At 28.6% G+C, this 3,375-nt stretch carries 3 protein-coding genes and 1 pseudogene; all 4 read left to right on the plus strand.

Features of this window, described 5'->3' with window-relative positions; translation table 11 throughout:
- On the plus strand, positions 1-1,169 hold a 1,169-nt coding region (locus tag BAU17_RS06735), incomplete at its 5' end, for a hypothetical protein (protein ID WP_237579092.1).
- Positions 1,139-1,549 carry a hypothetical protein gene (locus BAU17_RS06740; protein ID WP_161902070.1) on the plus strand — a complete coding sequence of 137 codons (411 nt, stop codon included), beginning with the start codon at positions 1,139-1,141 and terminating at the stop codon, positions 1,547-1,549. The genes BAU17_RS06735 and BAU17_RS06740, both read left to right, overlap by 31 nt.
- A 339-nt stretch (positions 1,550-1,888) precedes the next feature.
- The gene (locus BAU17_RS06745; RefSeq protein ID WP_161902071.1) at positions 1,889-2,797 is read left to right on the plus strand and encodes an SEFIR domain-containing protein; all 909 of its coding nucleotides are present in this window, start codon (positions 1,889-1,891) and stop codon (positions 2,795-2,797) included.
- A gap of 109 nt (positions 2,798-2,906) precedes the next feature.
- A pseudogene (locus tag BAU17_RS14175) lies at positions 2,907-3,375 on the plus strand (ADP-ribosyltransferase); the annotation flags it as partial.

Genomic DNA, 3,375 nt, shown 5'->3' on the forward strand with positions numbered 1-3,375 from the left:
ATCCATCATTAGATACTGCAACAAAAGATACAAGCAGAATTTTTTATGGTGGAAGAGATTTGATAATGATTGACGAAAATAACATTCTGGATGTTGCTGAAATGTCAAAAGATTTTGATTATGAATTAATGGAAAAGAAAAAAGAACAAAAATTGAAAGACGCTAAAAAATATAGAGAAATAGATACATCTAAAGAAAATGATTATCTATCAAAATTAGAACATGACTGGGCAAGTTCATTATTTAAAAACATAAAAAACGGGTACTATAATATTGAAGAAACAAAAAATAAAGCTCCGAAGTTCAATCAAATTTTTGCTAATAGGGCTTCAGCCGCAATGTATTTTGAAAAAATATATATGCCAGGTTTTTTAGGCTTACCAGAATATATGGCGTTTAACTCTATAATAAGATACGATAAAACTCCATCTGCAACAATCTTTGAAGATGAAATATCAGAAGTTTGGTTGTATCATGATTTTGGAACAGGAGAAACATTTAATATTATTGGAATTGTTCAAAGGCTTTTACCGCCAGATACTACTAAGACAGGTGAAAGAATGGTTAGCCGAAAGAAAGCTTTAGAATATCTTTTAGATATTACGGGATGTAAAGTTGAAATGAACGAACCAGTTAAGGAAGTACATGAATTTGTAGAGGAATTAAAATCATTGCTATTGAATCCCAATTTAAAAGAACAAGAACCAGAAGTATTTCAATTATTTGCTCGTTACAAATATGTAGATTCAATATGTTCTTTGTTAGATATTTTCAAAAACAATATCTATGAAGATGATAAAGGAAACTTGAGTTGTTTATCATGGAACTCTATAGACTCACTCGCTAAATCACTAAATACTTCAAAAGATAATATTTCTAGACGTTTAAAACTAATGACTCTTACAGGAATAGTTGATTGTTTAGATAATAATCAGTTACCATCCGATTTGTTGGAAATGTTAAACTCTGGTCAAGAAAACTATATAGATAAAAATGGAATGAAAATAAAACGTAAAAATAAAAAGAAATATCGTTCAAATGTTCATAAGATAAGCGAAAATAATACCATAGAAAACTTTATATCAAGGTGTAAGTTGCTAGTTGAAAATAATTACTCGACAGGCGCATTGTCTAAAGAATGGGTGGAGAGAGTTTTAGGAAAAAAGTAGCAGACATGGCTTATCCTCAAGAATTTGATAAGCAAAGAGGAGTAAGTCAGAAATCAAAAGACATAGAAAAAATTGTTATTGAACTAATACATCCAATAATAGAAGAAAAAGGATATATTTTAGTGAATGACATATATGAATTGATGAGTAATCATATTGAATTAAGTTCAAATGTAGAAGGAAAAGAATGGGAAAAAATGCCTGAAAGGATAATTAAATATGAATGGAAAAAAATGTCGGAAGATGTTTGTGACAAATATGGTTACACAAAAGAACCACTGAATAACGCTTTAAAAAAAGAATTAGGAATAACACACCTAACACCTCAAGCGAGACCAGTAGTTCTCCACAATGTGCCTAAGGCGCCAACCTTAGACTAATATGCTCTTAACAAACATATTATAGCATGTTGATGGAGAATTATTCAAATATCTAGTGCAGTGATTAAACCAAGGAAAATACTTTCTTTGGTTTTTTTATTATCAAAGATTCATAATTAAATTGCTTTTGTGCGACATAATGTATATTCTTTTTTATTCTGATACGTCGCACAAGAGCAATTAAACCTTAGTAATCAAACCATTCATAATTCAGATATAAAGCATTACACTCAAATATATAGAAATCTATTGTTCAAATTACTGTAAGAGAGAATTGTCTAAAATCTGCTAATATCATACAATGATAATAAGAAAATAATTTAAAGGTTGTGTATTGCTATGGGATTAGAGCGATTTGGAGATAAGAAATACTATAATTTGCTAGTTACAGGAGATGAGGAAGCTTGGGAAGGAACTACTTATAAAGCAGAATTGAATAGATTTTTAGAATTTACAGATATGAAAGTTAAAAGTAAATTTAGTAATTTAGAAGATGATGATGTGATTAAGGAAATTGGAGAATTACCATGCTTATTTTTAAATGAGATTGGAAGAGGAGATTTTGGGTATGTAGGTAAAATGAGTCATTTAAAAGTACGTTCAAAGTATATTGGCTTCAGATTTGAAAAAATCAAGAAAATACCTATTGAGAATATTAAAAATATAGGTTTTGAGTTAGATATAGATGTTTCAAAGAGAGGTATCACTGAGTTACATCGCACTCATTGGGCTATAAAAAAAGTGAATTTAATTGAGGAATTGGAAGAGTTAGATGATATGGATAACAATATTATTACTCCGCTACCCAAACCTAAAGTGTTTATCTCATATAGTTGGGAATTAGATGAGACAAAGGATATAGTTAAAAATTTAGTTCAAAGACTTGAAGAGGATGCGGTAGAAGTAATATATGATAAAAAATCTTTAAAATTAGGAAACGATATGACTTACTTTATGGAAATGTTAGTAAGAGATGAAAGTATAAAAAAAGTATTAGTAATATGTGATAAGAGTTATCAACGGAAGGCAAATGAAAGAGAAGGTGGTGTGGGAACAGAATCAGAAATTATCATTGATGAGGTTTATGGAAAACCTCTTCAAAATAAAATAATACCAATATTTCTTGAAATGGATGGAAATAATAAACCTTATGTTCCAATATACTTGAAAAACAGTTATGGGCTTGACCTTTCTTTAGGTTTAAACAATGAGAAATATGATTTATTAATAGACGATATTATTAGTTGATGAGGTTATTAGTTCTATTTTTAAAATGCTCTTGTGCAACATATTATATATTTTTTTTTTATTCCAATACGTTGCACAAGAGCAATTACAACATAAAGTACAAAAGTTAATGAACCTACCAAAAACATACAATCATGAAGATATAAAAGCGTTGAAAACATACTGTTTTAATCACTTTAGAGATATCAATATAATTCTTAGATATGATATAGGCGATAAAGAAGAATTTGATAAGAAGACATTTGACCTTTATGGTAAAAAAGCTAGTTATACTTCAAACACACAGTATAATGAGTTCGTATATAATATATTTTTATTAGATAGAATGTTTGAAAACTTGTCGACAAATGAAGAGTTGGTTGTTTACAGAAGATTTAATCCATAATTTTTGCCAAATATAGAAATTGGTCAAAGTATAGTGGACAAAGGATTTGTTTCAACTAGTCTCACAGAAAATAGCTTAAAAAGAGTGTTACATTCAGATATAAATAAATGTAATTCTATAGCTAAAATAAGAGTGCCTAAAGGAATAAGTTGTGTATATGTTGGAAATGATTTTTATAGAAAAGAAGATGAAC

This window comes from Candidatus Enterococcus willemsii (genome assembly GCF_009933335.1).
GTDB classification, from domain to species: domain Bacteria; phylum Bacillota; class Bacilli; order Lactobacillales; family Enterococcaceae; genus Enterococcus_F; species Enterococcus_F willemsii.